The 13,155-nt window shown below is 60.5% G+C and carries 16 protein-coding genes; 15 read left to right on the forward strand and 1 reads right to left on the reverse strand.

Annotated elements, in window-relative coordinates; translation table 11 throughout:
- Positions 1 to 55: 55 nt before the first annotated feature.
- From QQL76_RS02350 to folD, 15 genes are all read left to right on the forward strand, one after another.
- Complete coding sequence (locus QQL76_RS02350; RefSeq protein ID WP_126008572.1) at positions 56 to 727, forward strand: response regulator transcription factor; 672 nt, start codon at positions 56 to 58, stop codon at positions 725 to 727.
- Between the two features lie 92 nt (positions 728 to 819).
- Positions 820 to 2,034, forward strand: a complete 1,215-nt coding sequence (locus QQL76_RS02355; RefSeq protein ID WP_499206217.1) for a flagellar hook protein FlgE — start codon at positions 820 to 822, stop codon at positions 2,032 to 2,034.
- 21 nt (positions 2,035 to 2,055) lie between these two features.
- Complete coding sequence (flgK, locus tag QQL76_RS02360) at positions 2,056 to 3,504, forward strand: flagellar hook-associated protein FlgK (RefSeq protein ID WP_499206218.1); 1,449 nt, start codon at positions 2,056 to 2,058, stop codon at positions 3,502 to 3,504.
- Between the two features lie 4 nt (positions 3,505 to 3,508).
- Entirely contained in the window at positions 3,509 to 4,561 is a 1,053-nt protein-coding gene (locus QQL76_RS02365) for a flagellar hook-associated family protein (protein WP_499206219.1), read from the forward strand.
- A gap of 49 nt (positions 4,562 to 4,610) precedes the next feature.
- Positions 4,611 to 4,958 carry a flagellar biosynthesis regulator FlaF gene (gene flaF / locus QQL76_RS02370; RefSeq protein ID WP_126008580.1) on the forward strand — a complete coding sequence of 116 codons (348 nt, stop codon included), beginning with the start codon at positions 4,611 to 4,613 and terminating at the stop codon, positions 4,956 to 4,958.
- Complete coding sequence (gene flbT / locus QQL76_RS02375) at positions 4,955 to 5,404, forward strand: flagellar biosynthesis repressor FlbT (protein WP_126008582.1); 450 nt, start codon at positions 4,955 to 4,957, stop codon at positions 5,402 to 5,404. Before flaF ends, flbT begins: the two co-directional genes overlap by 4 nt.
- The gene (flgD, locus tag QQL76_RS02380) at positions 5,395 to 5,802 is read left to right on the forward strand and encodes a flagellar hook assembly protein FlgD (RefSeq protein WP_499206220.1); all 408 of its coding nucleotides are present in this window, start codon (positions 5,395 to 5,397) and stop codon (positions 5,800 to 5,802) included. Before flbT ends, flgD begins: the two co-directional genes overlap by 10 nt.
- An 11-nt stretch (positions 5,803 to 5,813) precedes the next feature.
- A complete protein-coding gene (gene fliQ / locus QQL76_RS02385) occupies positions 5,814 to 6,080 on the forward strand; it encodes a flagellar biosynthesis protein FliQ (RefSeq protein WP_126008586.1) in 267 nt (88 codons plus the stop codon).
- 124 nt (positions 6,081 to 6,204) lie between these two features.
- Complete coding sequence (flhA, locus tag QQL76_RS02390) at positions 6,205 to 8,292, forward strand: flagellar biosynthesis protein FlhA (RefSeq protein ID WP_499206221.1); 2,088 nt, start codon at positions 6,205 to 6,207, stop codon at positions 8,290 to 8,292.
- A complete protein-coding gene (gene fliR, locus QQL76_RS02395; protein WP_404863858.1) occupies positions 8,289 to 9,041 on the forward strand; it encodes a flagellar biosynthetic protein FliR in 753 nt (250 codons plus the stop codon). Before flhA ends, fliR begins: the two co-directional genes overlap by 4 nt.
- Position 9,042: 1 nt before the next feature.
- Positions 9,043 to 9,459 carry a hypothetical protein gene (locus QQL76_RS02400; protein WP_499206222.1) on the forward strand — a complete coding sequence of 139 codons (417 nt, stop codon included), beginning with the start codon at positions 9,043 to 9,045 and terminating at the stop codon, positions 9,457 to 9,459.
- Positions 9,460 to 9,568: 109 nt separating this feature from the next.
- Positions 9,569 to 10,126 carry a rod-binding protein gene (locus QQL76_RS02405; RefSeq protein ID WP_499206223.1) on the forward strand — a complete coding sequence of 186 codons (558 nt, stop codon included), beginning with the start codon at positions 9,569 to 9,571 and terminating at the stop codon, positions 10,124 to 10,126.
- 48 nt (positions 10,127 to 10,174) lie between these two features.
- Positions 10,175 to 10,540: a hypothetical protein gene (locus QQL76_RS02410; protein WP_126008596.1), complete on the forward strand. Its 366-nt coding sequence runs from the start codon at positions 10,175 to 10,177 to the stop codon at positions 10,538 to 10,540.
- The gene (locus QQL76_RS02415; protein WP_499206224.1) at positions 10,537 to 11,082 is read left to right on the forward strand and encodes a hypothetical protein; all 546 of its coding nucleotides are present in this window, start codon (positions 10,537 to 10,539) and stop codon (positions 11,080 to 11,082) included. Before QQL76_RS02410 ends, QQL76_RS02415 begins: the two co-directional genes overlap by 4 nt.
- A gap of 89 nt (positions 11,083 to 11,171) precedes the next feature.
- Complete coding sequence (gene folD / locus QQL76_RS02420) at positions 11,172 to 12,074, forward strand: bifunctional methylenetetrahydrofolate dehydrogenase/methenyltetrahydrofolate cyclohydrolase (protein ID WP_499206225.1); 903 nt, start codon at positions 11,172 to 11,174, stop codon at positions 12,072 to 12,074.
- 15 nt (positions 12,075 to 12,089) lie between these two features.
- On the opposite strand, the gene QQL76_RS02425 is transcribed toward folD, so the two are convergent.
- Positions 12,090 to 13,148 carry a substrate-binding domain-containing protein gene (locus tag QQL76_RS02425; protein ID WP_499206226.1) on the reverse strand — a complete coding sequence of 353 codons (1,059 nt, stop codon included), beginning with the start codon at positions 13,146 to 13,148 and terminating at the stop codon, positions 12,090 to 12,092.
- Between the last annotated feature and the right edge of the window lie 7 nt (positions 13,149 to 13,155).

Raw genomic sequence — 13,155 nt, forward strand, 5'->3', positions numbered from 1 at the left:
CTCACGATTCGTAAAACGTGGTTAACGCGATGGGTGCGGTGATTCGGGGGCGACAATGATCGTTGTGGTTGACGAGCGAGAGCTCGTGACGGAAGGCTTTAAATCGCTTTTCGGACGGGAGGGTGTGCCGTCTGCAAGCTTTGAGCCTCGTGAGTTTCAGGCGTGGGTTCACACGGCAGCGGACACGGATCTCGATGCTGTCGAGGCCTTTCTGATCGGTAAGTCGAACTCGACTTTCGAGCTTCCCCGCGCCATCCGCAGCCGCTCTGCAGCGCCAGTGATCGCGGTCAACGATACACATTCCCTGGAAGCCACGCTGGCGCTCTATGACAGCGGCGTCGACGATGTCGTTCGCAATCCGGTTCATCCGCGGGAAATCCTGGCCCGTGCGGCTGCCATCCGTCGCCGCTTGAAGTCGATGGTCAACCATACGGACATCGGCTCGATCCGTGTGTTCTCCGATGGTCGTGATCCAGAAATCGAAGGCGAGACATTCGCTCTGCCGCGCAGAGAGCGTCGCATCCTGGAATACCTTGTCGCCAATCGCGGCAAGCGCGTTACCAAGGGACAGATCTTCAACGCCATCTACGGCATCTTCGACGAAGACGTCGAAGAGAACGTCGTCGAAAGCCACATCAGCAAGCTTCGCAAGAAACTGCGCAAGAAGCTCGGCGTCGATCCGATCGATTCTAAGCGCTTCCTTGGCTACCGCATCGACTGGGACTGAGCGATCTCTCGGCCCGGCGGCGGCCTCTGTCAGGTTCGCGCAAGCCAGGGCCCATAGCATCGTCCCCAACCAATCTACAAAGGGTCTGATCGATGAGTCTCAACGGCATGATGCGCACCGGCGTATCGGGAATGAACGCGCAGGCCAATCGCCTCAGCACGGTTGCCGAAAACATCGCGAACTCCGATACCGCAGGCTACAAGCGCGCCTCGACCGAGTTCTCGTCGCTGATCCTGCCCGGCTCTTCGGGCTCCTACAATTCAGGCGCCGTAACGACCGACGTCCGATACAACGTCAACAAGCAGGGCGAGCTGGAGTTCACCTCCTCGGCGACCGATCTCGCGATCGAAGGCCCCGGCTTTTTCATTGTCGAAAACGGCAATGGAGACCCGTTCCTCACGCGTGCAGGCTCTTTCGTGCCGAATGGCAGCGGTGAGCTGGTGAATGCGGCCGGGTTTACGCTTCTCGGCTATCCTTACAACGGAACCAGTACACCTCAGACGGTCGTCAACGGTTTCGACGGATTGTCACCGGTCAATATTGGCCAGGGCAATCTGAGCGCAACGGCTTCTACCGAAGGTAATTTCGCAGGCAACCTTCCTTCTGGAGCTGTAGTCGGGGATACGGTCAGCAGTTCGCTCGCCGTCTTCGACACGGTTGGCAACACAGTTCTGGTCGATCTCGTCTACACCAAGACCCAGGTTGCCGACCCGTCGACATCGACGCCGGAAGAATGGACGCTCGAAATCGTGCGCCGTGATGATCCGACGGCGACGCCGCTCAACGCGCCCACGACGTTGTCCTTTACGGAAGGCCAGTTGACGAGTGCGGGCACGGTCACCTTTAACCTCGATCCGACATCGCCGACCGTCGTGATGGACCTCAGCCGGATCACTGCGCTCGGCTATCCCTATGACGTAGCCTCCGCCGGTGTGAATGGTAGCGCGCCGAGCAAGCTCGAAAGCGTGCAGATCAGCTCGAACGGCATTGTCTACGGCCAGTATGAGAACGGCGATCTGAAGCCGCTCTATCGCCTGGCAATGGCCAACGTGCAGAGCCCGGACAAGCTGCAGCCCCTCGCCGGCAACGTTTACACGCAAGGGGTCGATTCCGGCGTGATCGTCACCGGCTTTGCCGAAAGCGGCAATTTCGGTTCAATCATTTCCGGCGCACTCGAAGGTTCCAACGTCGATATCGCTGAAGAGCTCACCAGCATGATCGAATCGCAGCGCAGCTACACGGCCAATTCGAAGGTCTTCCAGACAGGTTCGGACCTGATGGAAATCCTGGTCAATCTGAAGCGATAAACCGTCTTTCAAGGGTTTGGCATGTCTCTGACATCGGCACTCAATACGGCTCAATCGATCCTTTCGAACACGTCGACGCAAACGTCGACCGTGTCTCGAAACATTTCGAATGCCGGCGCAGAGAACTATGTCCGCCGATCCGCTACGCTGGCGAGCAACGGTTGGGGCGCGCAGGTCGTGAACATCTCGCGCGCCGCCAATGACGTGCTGTTCCGCGACAGTCTCGTGTCGACATCGTCGGCAAGCGGCCAGAACGCGCTTCTGGACGGCATCGACCAGATCCGTGCCTTGATCGGCGGCAATGATTTTGAAAATGCGCCCGCGGCCCTCATGGGATCTCTGCGTGACTCGCTGCAGCTTTTCGCTTCGCAGCCCAGCAACACCAGCGCGGCCCAGGCGGCTGTCTCCGACGCGATCCTCGTTGCCGACGGCATTCGCCAGTCATCCATCGACTTGCAGAAGATGCGCCTGCAGACAGACACGGAAATTTCGCGTCAGGTCGAGGATCTCAACAAGCTGCTCGGCGAGTTCGAAGTCGTCAACAACGACGTGCGCAATGCGACGCGCAGCGGCCAGGATGCATCCGATGCGCTGGATACCCGCGACGGGCTCTTGAAGCGCATCTCCGAGATCATCGGCGTAACGGTCGTCAAGCGGCCGAACAACGATATCGCACTCTACACCAAGGAAGGCGCTACGCTCTTCGAAACGGTGCCGCGCGACGTGACCTTTGCGCGGACGAACGGCTTTGACGCCAACACGGTCGGCAATGCCGTGCTGGTCGACGGCGTACCGCTTGGTGCCGGCGAAGGGGGAGCGACAACCGCTTCGGGTTCGCTCGGGGCGCTTCTCCAGGTTCGCGATACGATTGCGCCGACTTATCAGTCGCAGCTGGACGAAATGGCGCGTGCTCTGGTGACGACATTCCGCGAAGTGTCGCAAACGGGCGGCACTGATCTGCCGGGTCTCTTCACCTGGAGTGGTGGCACCGTCCCTCCCGATGGGACGATTGTGCCTGGCATGGCAACCTCGCTTGCTGTGAACGCCGCTTACGTGCAGCCGTCCGGCAACGCTTTCCTGCTGCGTGATGGCGGTGCGAATGGCGCAGACTACGTCGTAAACGTCGAAGGCGGCGCCGGGTTCTCGTCACTCATCGAGGGTTTCGTGACGCAAATGTCGGAACCCGTGAACTTCGATGTGAACGCCCAGATCGGTGCGAGCGCATCGCTCTTCGATTTTGCTGCCAGTTCGGTCGGCTGGATGGAAAGCCTGCGCCAGCAGGCAAACACCGCTGCCGAAAACAAGAACGCCTCCTACTATCGCACGACCCAGGCGCTCTCGAATGCCACCGGCGTCAACATCGACGAAGAGATGGCCAAGCTCCTGGAGCTTGAACAGTCCTACAAGGCGTCCGCCCGCATCATCACGGCGGTGGACGAGATGATCAATACGCTGCTGAGCGTGCGTTAGAGCCATGAAGACAACCTTCGTTTCAACCAGTGCCATGCAGAACGCGGTCCGGCTCGCCATCCAGCGGGCGCAGTCGGAAGTGACCGACCGGCAGCAAGAGGTCGTGACCAACCGATATGCAGATGTTGGCCTGGCGCTCGGCTCAAAATCGACGCGATCGATCTCGCTCAACCGCGAAGTCGCGCGCATCGACGCCGTGCTCGACACGAACGCGCTTGTCGGCCAGCGGTTGTCGTCTTCGCAGGTTGTTTTGGGACAGCTGTCGGAGAGCGCGCAGCAGATGCTCGACACGCTGATCACGCTCAGCGACGGCGAAAATGCATCTCTGGTTAAAGTCGCACAGCAGACGATCAACGGCGCGCTCGGCAATTTCTCGGCTTTGGCAAATACGTCGAACAGCGGCGAGTTCTTGTTCGCCGGTGTGAATACCGACGTGCGGCCGATGAACGACTATTTCGCCCCTGGTTCGCCGGCCAAGGCCGCATTCGACAATTTGTTCCAGTCGCGCTTCGGCTTTTCGCAGAATGATCCGCAGACGGAGACGATCTCTGCTGCAGACCTGACGAACTTCCTCGACACCGACGTCAAGCAGATGTTCGAGGGCCCGGCCTGGAACCTGAACTGGTCGAGCGCGTCTGACACGAACCTGACGAACCGCATCAATGGCTCGGAGGTCATTCAAAGCTCGACCAATGCCAACAATGAGGGCTTCCGGCAATTTGCCATGGCAGCAGTGGTCGGCAGCGAGTTGATCGGCGGCAATTGGAACAGTGAAGCACGCGCGGCACTCAGCGATGCCGTGATCAGCATGGCCGGCAGCGCGATCACCTCTGTCGACGAGCAACGGGCAGAGCTTGGCGTTGCCGAAATGCGGGTGACGAAGGCTAATGTCAGCTTGCGAACCCAGAAAGATATCGTTGCGGTCTATATCGGCGAGCTCGAAGGCGTCGATCCTTACGAGGCTGCGACGCGCATGAATACACTGCTCACCCAGATGGAAGCGTCCTACTCGTTGACCGCGCGAATCCAGCAGATGAGCTTGTTGAACTTCCTCTAGCCGCTCGTGCCGTTCCGGCATTGGCGCAACACATGACAAGGCGAGCTGAATGTATCAGTTTTCTTATGCCGAGATACAGCAGGATGATGTTGCTGAATCGAAGGACCGGGAGCGGCAGGTTCTCGACAAGTCCATCGGCCTTCTGGAGCGGGCCCGAGTGGCCGGCCCGAAATCGAGAGATGCCATTGAGGCACTCTACTTCACCAATCGCGTCTGGATGCGCTTCATCGAAGACCTGAACGCGCCGGACAACGAACTCGATCTTTCGCTCAAGGCAAATCTGATCTCGGTCGGTTTCTGGATCCTGCGCGAAAGCGACAAGATCCGGAAAGGCGAATCCGAGAACTTTGAAGGCATCATCGACATTTCGTCGATCATCAGGGATGGACTGAAATGAAGAGTTCGCTGCGGATTTCGCTGAAGAGCGGCGAAAGAATCTTCATCAACGGTGCCGTCCTGCGGGTCGATCGCAAGGTGTCGCTGGAGTTCCTCAACGACGTTACCTTCCTTCTGGAGAACCATGTTCTTCAGCCGGAGGACGCGACGACGCCGCTGAAGCAGCTCTATTTCATCGTGCAGATGATGCTGATCAACCCGGAAGGTGCGGATCAGTCGATGAACATGTTCAAGAAGTCGATCATGATGCTCTTGAACTGCTTCCAGAACGAAGAAATTCGCACGCAGCTGAAGCTGATCGACGAGGTCGTTTCCGGCAAGAAGCCGTTCGAAGCGCTCAAGATGATCCGCAAGCTCTACCCGCTCGAGGATCAGGTTCTGAACACGCCTGAGATGACGCCGGCGACGATCACTGCTATCCAGAAGGAGATTGCGCCATGGAGATAGGGGCCACCGGCAGCGCGACGACGAGCACCGCAGCGACCTCCAGATCGCAGCAGGCGTCGGAAAACGCCATGCTCGACTACGACAATTTCCTGCAGCTTCTGGTCGCGCAGATGCGCAACCAGGATCCGACGGAGCCCATGGACTCGACGCAGCAGATCGCGCAGCTGGCGACCTTCTCGCAGGTCGAGCAGACGATCCAGACCAACCGCCGCCTTGAAATGCTGCTACAGTCTTCAGCATTGTCCGAGGCCAATGCCGTTATCGGCCGGACGCTGACGTCGTCGGACAAGCTGACGACGGGCGTGGTAAAGGAAGTCATTCTGCGATCCGACGGGATCACCGCGGTTCTGGAAGACGGCAAGAAGATCGACGTGACGTCAGGCGTTTCCATCAGCTGAGGCATCGCGCCATGAATGAAGCAGACGCTCTCGAACTGGTTCAGAATGCCATCTGGACGATCATCGTGGCTTCCGGGCCTGCGGTGCTTGTCGCCATGGTCGTCGGCGTCGGTATCGCCTTCATCCAGGCGCTGACGCAGGTTCAGGAAATCACGCTCACCTTCGTTCCCAAGATCGTTGCCATCCTCGTCACCGTCGCCATTTCGGCGCCGTTCGTCGGGGCACAGATCTCGCTTTTCACGAACATCGTCTTTTCGCGCATCGAGAGCGGCTTCTAGTCAGGTCTCCGCTCGCCTGTCGAAATGCTCACGCAAGCTTCGCTCGCTAGGTCTTTGTCAGGCGGTCTCCAACACCGACGCATGACGCGTCCGTGCGACCGGCCCGAAGCGGACGGCAGTGACGATGGCGCAAATCCAGGCCCTTTCCCCGGCATTTCCCAAGAAGCAAGGCCGCGACGTGGGCTTCGCGCTCGGGATCGTAGCTATCCTGGCGATCCTGTTCCTGCCGCTGCCGCCGATCCTCATCGACATGGGGCTGGCCTTCTCGATCGCTCTGTCCGTCCTGATTCTGATGGTCTCGCTGTGGATCCAGCGGCCGCTTGAATTCTCGTCGTTTCCGACAATCCTGCTGATTGCCACGATGCTGCGGCTTGCGATGAACATCGCGACGACCCGCATCATCCTGTCCCAGGGTCATGAAGGCACCGATGCCGCCGGCAGCGTGATCCACGGCTTCGCGAACCTCGTCATGTCCGGCGACTTCGTGATCGGCCTGATCGTGTTCATGATCCTGATCGTCGTGAACTTCATCGTCATCACCAAGGGTGCAACCCGCATCGCGGAAGTCGGCGCGCGCTTTACGCTCGATGCGATCCCCGGCAAGCAGATGTCGATCGATGCAGACCTGTCGGCCGGTATCATCGATGAAAAGGAAGCGCAGCGCCGCCGCAAGGAACTGGAGGAGGAAAGCTCCTTCTTCGGGTCCATGGATGGTGCGTCTAAATTCGTGCGCGGCGATGCGATCGCGGGCCTGCTGATCACGGCCATCAACATCTTCGGTGGCATCATCATCGGCTATGCGCGCCACGACATGCCAATCGGCGAAGCTGCGGACGTGTTCGTGCGCCTGTCCGTCGGCGATGGTCTCGTCACGCAGATCCCGGCGCTGATCGTTTCGCTGGCAGCCGGCCTTCTGGTGGCGCGCGGCGGCACGACGGGCTCGGCCGACCAGGCCGTTATCGGCCAGCTCAGCCACTATCCGAAGGCACTGATCGTCGCGGCAGTGCTGATGTTCGTGCTGGCGTTCATGCCCGGCCTGCCGTTTCTGCCTTTCGTCGTACTGGGCGGCATCATGGCTTTCGGTGGCTGGATCATTCCGCGACAGATCGAGGCGCTGAAGCTCGCGGAAGCTGAGGCCGAGCGCAGCACCAAGATGGAAGAGCAGGCGAAGGAAAAGGACTCGGTCAAGTCCGTCTTGAAGACTGCGGAAGTCGAACTGTTGCTCGGCAAGCACGTCTCGTCGCGACTGCTCGGAGCGCACCAGGAACTGGCTTTCCGTGTCGGCAAAATGCGCAAGAAGTTCGCGATGCAGTACGGCTTCGTCGTGCCGGAGATCAAGGTCAGCGACGATTACTCGGTGCCCCAGAAGGGCTACCAGATCCGCATCCACGGCACCGTCGTTGCCGCAAACGAACTGCGCGTCGGCGAAGTCATGGTCGTCAAGCAGGCCAACCGCATGCCGAGCGTGCCGGGAGACGATATTCGCGAGCCGGCCTTCGGCATGCCGGCCATCTCGATGCCGGAAAGCTTCACGGAAGATCTCAAGCGCGAAGGCTTTCAGCCGATCGACAACGTCTCCGTCGTTTTGACCCATATGAGCGAAGTCATCCGCAACAACCTGCCGCAGCTTCTGTCCTACAAGGACATGAAGGTGCTGCTGGAACGGCTCGATCCCGAGTACAAGAAGCTCGCCGACGAGATCTGTTCGTCGCACATGACCTATTCGGGCCTGCAGGCCGTGCTCAAGCTGCTGCTTGCCGAGCGGGTGTCGATCCGCAACCTGCATCTCATCATCGAAGCGGTCGCCGAGCTTGCGCCGCATGTGCGCAAGACCGAGCAGATCGTCGAGCATGTGCGTATCCGCATGGCGCAGCAGTTGTGCGGCGACCTTGCCGAAAACGGCGTGTTGCGCGTGCTGCGCCTCGGCAACCGGTGGGATCTCGCCTTCCACCAGGCGCTCAAGCGCGACAACAAGGGCGAGGTGGTCGAGTTCGATATCGATCCGCGTCATCTGGAAGAGTTCAGCGAGCAGGCGACCAAGGTCATCCGCGAGGAACTGGACAAGGGGCGCCCCTTCGTGCTCGTCACCGCACCGGATGCGCGGCCTTACGTGCGCATGATCATCGAACGCCTCTTTGCGACACTGCCCGTCATTTCGCATGTGGAGATCGCCAAGGGGCTCGAGATCAAGGTTCTGGGCTCGATCTCTTGATCACGGATCCCGAAGGCTCCGTCCTCGCTCTTTTCGCGGCATTCTGCCGGATCGGCGCCTGCTTCATGCTGCTGCCGGGCTTCGGCACCATTCGCGTGCCGCTGCAGGTCAGGCTCTTCATCGCCATCGGTATTTCCTTTGCGCTCGCGCCGCTCATGTGGGACCAGATTTATCCGCGCGTTTCGGAAGGTGGTCCGGGTTACATCGGCATCGTCGGCGTCGAGCTTCTCATCGGATCGGTCATCGGGCTGCTTGCGCGCTACTACGTGGCGGCATTGCAATTTGCCGGTTCGGTCATCTCCATGGTCATCGGCTTCAACGGCATGCCGGGTGGCGGCATCGAGGACATGGAGCAGCACACCGACCTGTCGCGGCTGATCAGCTTCACCGGCATTCTCATGCTGTTCATGCTCGATTTCCACCACGTGGTGATCGTGTCGCTGACGAGCTCCTACGATTTCATGCCGCTCGGCCTCGCGTTCGACTCCCAGCTGGCTTTGGTATCCTTGACCGACACGCTGCTCGCGTCGTTCCGGCTGGTGCTGCAACTGTCGAGCCCGTTCATCATCTACGGTCTGGTTTTCAACCTTTCTGTCGGCCTCGTGAACAAGCTCGCGCCCCAGATACCGGTCTACTTCATCTCACTGCCTTTCCTCATCGCCGGCGGGCTGCTGCTGATCTATTTCGGCTCGGGCGATTTCTTCCGCCTGTTCGCTGCCGGCTTCGAACCGATCTTCATGGAGCGTTGACATGAGCGCCGAGCGCTACGCCAAGCTGAAGCGTCTTGCGGCCGTTCAGCGACAGATGGAGCGGGTGGCCGATGTCGAGCTCGCGGACATCATGCGGGAGCGCGCGCTTGTTGCGGACAAGATGGATGCGCTTGTCAGCGCGCTCGCTTCGCCGAAGCCGGTTCATGCGAACTTCTCCAAGCTCTACGGCGCGCAGATCGGCAAGCTCAAGGTGCGCGACCAGATCCTGACTGGCCGCATGCAGTTGCAGCAGAAGAAGGTCATGTCCGAGAAGGCGAAAGCGGACAGGCTCGAGGAGTCGACGGCCACGGCGCTGGGCGAGGTGGAGCGAGAGAAGCAGGAGGCCGAACTTGAGCAACTGCTTGAATGCATTGGCGCTATCGACGCTCAAGCCTCCCGTAAGTTTCAAGGCTCATAGTCACGCCATGTTGATTTGACGGTGCGTCGATGCAGATCGCGCCGAAACGTTCCAGCACTGAAGGCTTGTCCATGATGGACGGCGCAGCGCTTCAGCGACGGTGCATATCTTGGCCATCTCTCCCGCGAGCGACATCATTCTCGACGTCATCAACGCAGCAGATCCGTCGAGCGTGCGCGAAGCCCACCGCGCCCTGACGCAGAAGGCCGCCAATGGTACGCAGTCGGCGTCCATCGAGTTTTCGATCGCCCGCGATGGCGGAGCGGCCGCCCGAACCGGCCGAGGCGCACTGTCGCCAGCCGACGATGCGATGAAGACCTACCGCGACTTCGAAGCGATGGTCCTGCAGACTTTCGTGAAATCGATGCTGCCCCAGGATGCCGAGGAAATCTTTGGCGAAGGGACCGCGGGCGAAATCTGGAAAGGCATGATGGCCGAACACCTCGGCCGCATGATCTCCGAGGGTGGCGGCATCGGCATTGCCGAGCAGCTCGCGCCGGATGGCGCCCGCGTGACAGCCGAAGGACGGCTGGTATCACCCCACACACCGGACGCGGCACGCGACCGTGCGACCATGATGCTTGAAGAATTGCAGCGCACGACGCTGAACGACTGGAAAGATATTGAGGGACGGGAACGCTCTGAAGCAGCGGACAATCACGCCTAAGCTTCAGGCAGACCACTTGCTTTGCCGATAACAATGAAAAGGCCAGACATGGAAACCAACGGCACTGAACTGAGAATCTCCGGCGTACTGGGCCGGCTGGAAGCCGTGCTTGAGCGCGAGAACTCGCTTATCGGCACCGATGCTCGGTTCGACATCACCGCATCGAACGCCCAGAAGAGCCGCTGCCTTTACGAACTGAATTTGCTCATGAAGTCGATGGAGCCGTCCGATCTGCCGCGTGCGGCGGGGGATCGTCTGATCCGTCTGCGCAGCGTGGTCGAAACCAACGCGACTCGCGTCAAGGCCCATATGGAAGCCGTGCGCGACGTGACTGACCTGATCAACGAGGCTGTCCAGGCCGCTGAAGCCGATGGCACCTATTCCATGGATACCTTCAGGCCCGCAGCACAATGATCAAGCTTGCGCTCACCGCCGTCTGGATCTGCGCCGTTACGCTCGGCGCGGTCTATTTCGCGATCCAGACATCGACGACCAACGAAGCGGAGGCTGCCGTGCCTCCTCCGTTCTTCGGTGGCCTCGACTATGTGCGCGGTGAGGTGATTTCGGTTCCCGTCATTCGCGATGGCGCGGTGCAGGGCTATTTCCTGGCCCGTCTGGTTTTCACTGCCGAGCCTGAGAAACTCGCAAAGCTCTCCATCCAGCCGCAGACGCTGATCACGGATGAGCTCTATACCCACCTGATGGGCAATCCGAATATCGATTTCACGACGATGGAAACCTTCGACCTGACGCAGTTCCGCGAAGGCGTACGTGATGCGCTGAACGCACGGGTCGGGGAAAAGATCTTCCACGAGATCATCATCGAGCAGGTGGACTACCTGACCAAGGAAGAAATCCGCTCCAACATGCAGCGTCGCCGCCCGGCCGCGCCCGCATCGGCAACTGCCACGGCGCCGGCGGAACCGGCTGCAACGGAAGAACCCGCAGCCCATTGAACCACAAAGCCTGAATTTCTGGACTCGACGGTTGATTTTCTCGTCGCGATAGCGTCAACGCCTGCCTGACGCACAATGCGGAGAGCAGGATGACGGCGCAAATCCTCGACGGCAAAGAGATCGCCAAGGGCGTGATCGCCAGGGTGAAATCGGAAACCGAGGCGCTCGTGCACGCGACCGGCGTGACGCCGGGGCTTGCGGTCATCATCGTCGGCGACGATCCGGCAAGCCACGTCTACGTGTCTTCCAAAAGCCGCATGGCAAAAGAGTGCGGCTTCCGTTCGAGCCAGTACACGCTGGAGGCGACGACCAGCCAGGAAGAGCTTGCGGCTCTCGTTGCAAAGCTCAACGCCGACACTTCGGTCCACGGCATTCTCGTCCAGCTGCCCCTGCCGGCAGGGCTCGATGCCGATGCCATTATCCAGGCGATCGATCCCGCCAAGGACGTCGACGGCTTGGGCGTCGCCAATGCCGGCAAGCTGATGACCGGCGATCTCAAGACAGGCCTGATCTCCTGCACGCCGGCGGGCGCGATGGTGTTCGTGCGTCAAGTGCACGGCCATGACCTCTCAGGTCTCGATGCCGTGGTGATCGGCCGGTCCAACCTGTTCGGCAAGCCGATGGCCGCGCTTCTTCTTGCCGCCAATGCGACGGTGACGACGGCTCATTCGCGCACTAAGGATCTTGCCGCCCATTGCAGGCGTGCGGATATTCTGGTCGCTGCGGTGGGCCGCCCGCAAATGGTGCAGGGCGACTGGATCAAGCCGGGCGCGACCGTGATCGATGTCGGCATCAATCGCATCGATGCGCCGGAGCGCGGCGAGGGGAAGACGCGCCTCGTCGGCGACGTGGATTTTCAGGCAGCCGAGCAGGTCGCAGGCACCCTAACGCCGGTGCCGGGCGGTGTCGGACCGATGACCATCGCCATGCTGATGGCCAACACCGTGATCGCGGCTCACCGCGCCGCAGGCCGCGAACCGCCGGTCTTCTGACAGCGCTTATGAAACTCAGCCGGCCCGTTGCTGGCGGCTGATGTCCAGTTCCGTTGGAGCAGGGCCGGTCGAGGCGCGCATGATCAGTTCCACCGGCCACACTTCCTGCTGCTGATCGAGTTTCGAGCCAGCCACGGCATCGATGAGCCGTTCTCCAATGCGCGCACCGGCAGCCCGGATGGACGACCGCGTCGTCGTCAGCGGTGTCGTGAAGTTTTCGGGCTTCAGGTAGGGGAACACGTCGTCATGCGCGATCAGCGAGATGTCGCGGCCGACCTTCAGGCCGCGCTGGTTGATGGCGCGGACGGCGCCGAGCGCCAAGAGCATGCTCGAGCACAGAACGGCAGTCGGAGGCTCCTCGGTCTCCAGGCAGCGGACCATGCCGCGATACCCATTCTCCTCGGTCATCGCGAATTCCTGGCAGTGCGCCGGGTTCAGGTTCAGGTCGCGAGTTTTCAGCGCTTCTTCGAGGCCCGCGCGCCTGGCGATCGCGAAGGTCAGGTAGTCCGGCCCGTTGAGAAGCGCGATCCGGCGATGCCCCAGTTGCAACAGAAGATCGGCAGCATCGCGGAAGGCACCGTGATTGTCGATGTCGAGCAACGGATAGTCGTGCGGCCCGTCGCTTGCCGCGCGCCCGTGGACGACGAAGGGCAACTTCAAGGATTTCAGGAGATCGATGCGGGTATCGTTTCGGCGCGTATAGGCGAGGAATATGGCATCGACGCTGCCGCTCGCCGCGAGCTTGCGGAATGTGGCTTCCTCATCTTCCGGCCGGCTCGGGTGAACGACGAGGAGGATGTCTTCCGACACGCAGACTTCGCCGAGTCCTGACAGAAATTCGGAGAAATGCAGGTCGGTGTCACGCCCTGGACTGGAGGGCATGATAACGCCGATCGAGCCCGCCTTGCCTGTTGCCAGACGCTGAGCCGCCCGGTTCGGACGATAACCGGTCGCCTGCACGGCTTGCAGAACGCGTTGACGCGTGCGCTCATTGACTTCAGGATAGCCGTTCAGGGCACGACTGACCGTCGTTTGAGAGAGGCTCAGATGCTTGGCCAGCTCTTTGAGGTTCACGGCCGTC

The sequence above is a fragment of the Rhizobium albus genome (genome assembly GCA_030160035.1).
GTDB classification, from domain to species: Bacteria; Pseudomonadota; Alphaproteobacteria; order Rhizobiales; family Rhizobiaceae; genus Georhizobium; species Georhizobium albus.

Coding starts and splice junctions, on each gene's coding strand:
- flgD (WP_499206220.1), top strand. CDS start 5,395: ATGGAGATAGGGGCCACCGGCAGCGCGACGACGAGCACCGCAGCGACC.
- flhA (WP_499206221.1), top strand. CDS start 6,205: ATGGCGCAAATCCAGGCCCTTTCCCCGGCATTTCCCAAGAAGCAAGGC.
- QQL76_RS02350 (WP_126008572.1), top strand. CDS start 56: ATGATCGTTGTGGTTGACGAGCGAGAGCTCGTGACGGAAGGCTTTAAA.
- flbT (WP_126008582.1), top strand. CDS start 4,955: ATGAAGAGTTCGCTGCGGATTTCGCTGAAGAGCGGCGAAAGAATCTTC.
- QQL76_RS02365 (WP_499206219.1), top strand. CDS start 3,509: ATGAAGACAACCTTCGTTTCAACCAGTGCCATGCAGAACGCGGTCCGG.
- fliQ (WP_126008586.1), top strand. CDS start 5,814: ATGAATGAAGCAGACGCTCTCGAACTGGTTCAGAATGCCATCTGGACG.
- flaF (WP_126008580.1), top strand. CDS start 4,611: ATGTATCAGTTTTCTTATGCCGAGATACAGCAGGATGATGTTGCTGAA.
- folD (WP_499206225.1), top strand. CDS start 11,172: ATGACGGCGCAAATCCTCGACGGCAAAGAGATCGCCAAGGGCGTGATC.
- flgK (WP_499206218.1), top strand. CDS start 2,056: ATGTCTCTGACATCGGCACTCAATACGGCTCAATCGATCCTTTCGAAC.
- QQL76_RS02355 (WP_499206217.1), top strand. CDS start 820: ATGAGTCTCAACGGCATGATGCGCACCGGCGTATCGGGAATGAACGCG.
- QQL76_RS02410 (WP_126008596.1), top strand. CDS start 10,175: ATGGAAACCAACGGCACTGAACTGAGAATCTCCGGCGTACTGGGCCGG.
- QQL76_RS02415 (WP_499206224.1), top strand. CDS start 10,537: ATGATCAAGCTTGCGCTCACCGCCGTCTGGATCTGCGCCGTTACGCTC.
- QQL76_RS02400 (WP_499206222.1), top strand. CDS start 9,043: ATGAGCGCCGAGCGCTACGCCAAGCTGAAGCGTCTTGCGGCCGTTCAG.